Here is a 1,950-nt window from a genome sequence, read left to right on the forward strand (position 1 = left end):
ACCCACGGATATGTCAGGAGAGCCGTATTCCGGTGCGGTGTTCTGCCGCGGCTTCACGGATATGAAATCGCCGTCCTGGATTGACGCTCACGTCGCCGCATTCGCGTTCTTCGGCGGGACACCGCAGATGGTGGTGCCCGACAACCCGACCACCGCCACTCATCGGCAGAAGCAGGGCGAGGCGGCCAGGGCTGTCAACGTCCGCTACCAGCAGCTGGCCGACCATTACGGCACCGCGATCGTGCCGGCGAGGGTCCGAAAACCCCGCGACAAGGCAGCCGTGGAGTCAGCCGTGGAGGTGGTCAACAAACGCGTCATCGGTTACCTCGCCGAGGAGGTGTGGACCACCGTCGAGGCCCTGAACGCGGCGATCGCCGACCGCGTCGCCGAGATCAACACCCAGATTCGCCGGGCTGACGGTACGACCCGGTGGGAGAGGTTCGAGTCCGACGAAGCGCCGCTGCTGGCGGCCCTGCCCGACGACGGGTTCGCCACGGTGGAATGGAAGCAGCTCAAGGTCGGGCGGAACTATCACGTCTCCTGCGATTCGCAGTACTACTCGGTGCCGTACACCTTCGCCGGTCAGCTGCTGCGGGTGCGCCTGACCGCGCAGTCGGTGACGATCTTCGACGGTGACCAGGTCGTCTGCGAGCACTCCCGGCGCCACGGCCGCAAGGGCCAGTACTCGACGGTGCTGGCTCACGCCCCGAAAGAGCACCAGGGTATCGACGGCCTGTGGTCGCGGCAGTGGTTCACCGACCGTGCCCGCGGGTTCGGCCCCGCCACCGAGCAGGTGATCGCCCAGATCCTGGATCGTCACGTGATCGAGGCGCAGGGCTATCTGGACTGCCAGAACATTCTCGAGACTCTCGGCAAGAGAAGTCGACAGCGGCTCGAGGCGGCCTGCCAAGTGCTGCTCAACCAGAACAGCGTCGGCAGCTACAGCGTGCTCAAACGCGTCATGGCCACCATCGATTCCGATGGCAAAGCGCCCCGACCCGTGGTCCCGGCGGCGGCCACACGAAAGCCCCCGCCACCGGCCGGAGCCCGAGACGACGGCGCGGTGCAGGTGCGCTCGGCCGATCACTATGCGCGCGGCCGCAGCGGGGAGGGCGTGTGATGTTCACGGAGATCGATCACCAGAAGTTCCGCAATCTGCGCATCACGCACGTGGCGACCCGGTTCGAGGAGCTGATCAGCGATGAGGCCAATGACGAGCTCACCCCGGAGCAGATCTTTCTCACCGCCGTCGACGACGCCTTGGACCAGCGCCAGGCCCACCGGATCGACAAGCTGATCCGAGCGGCGAAGTTCCCGATCCCGCAGGCCTCGATCGCGGAGATCAACTACCAGGAAGGACGCGGGATCACCCCGGTGCGGATGAAACGCTACGCCGGGCACCACTGGCGCCAAGACCCCACCAACCTGCTGGTCCTCTCACCGACCGGCGGCGGGAAAACCTACCTGGCCTGCGCGATCGGCATCGCCGCCTGCCAGAACGGGCACACCGTCACCTACGCCCGCATGGACGAACTCGCCCGGCGGCTGGTCATCGCCCGCGGCGACGGCATCCGCCACCAGAAGATGCTCAACGACCTCTCGGACGTGGAGCTGCTGATCATCGACGATTTCCTGACCGTGGGCATCGATCCTGAGGCCGCGAACGACTTGTTCGCCGTGTTGGCCAACCGGGAGCACCGGCTGCCGACGATGATCGCTTCCCAATCCCGGCCGGCGTACTGGCTCGAGGCGCTGCCTGACCGGGTCGCCGCGGACTCCATCGTCAACCGCCTGGCCAACAACGCCCGCGAGATCAACCTCGGCGAAGTCGACATGCGCCGACAGCGCGACGACCAAGCCCGAGCCGCTACCGGCTACTGGGAGTAACCCCCGACGGTGCCGGCCCGCTTCACACACGGGCCGGTTCCGGGTCGCCGGAATGGCGGTACC

General features: G+C 66.9%; 2 protein-coding genes. Both read left to right on the plus strand.

All coding sequences use genetic code 11. From position 1 onward, the window contains the following. The coding region (locus AYO52_RS15975) for a DDE-type integrase/transposase/recombinase (protein ID WP_067719581.1) at positions 1–1,120 on the plus strand (1,120 nt) is incomplete at its 5' end. Further along, the gene (locus tag AYO52_RS15980; RefSeq protein ID WP_067719582.1) at positions 1,120–1,887 is read left to right on the plus strand and encodes an ATP-binding protein; all 768 of its coding nucleotides are present in this window, start codon (positions 1,120–1,122) and stop codon (positions 1,885–1,887) included. The genes AYO52_RS15975 and AYO52_RS15980, both read left to right, overlap by 1 nt. The last annotated feature ends 63 nt before the right edge of the window (positions 1,888–1,950 follow it).

The organism is Dietzia sp. 111N12-1, from assembly GCF_001658045.1.
Classification (GTDB): domain Bacteria; phylum Actinomycetota; class Actinomycetes; order Mycobacteriales; family Mycobacteriaceae; genus Dietzia; species Dietzia kunjamensis.

Excerpts from the sequence above, each read along its gene's own strand:
- AYO52_RS15980 (WP_067719582.1), top strand. The coding sequence starts at position 1,120 with ATGTTCACGGAGATCGATCACCAGAAGTTCCGCAATCTGCGCATCACG.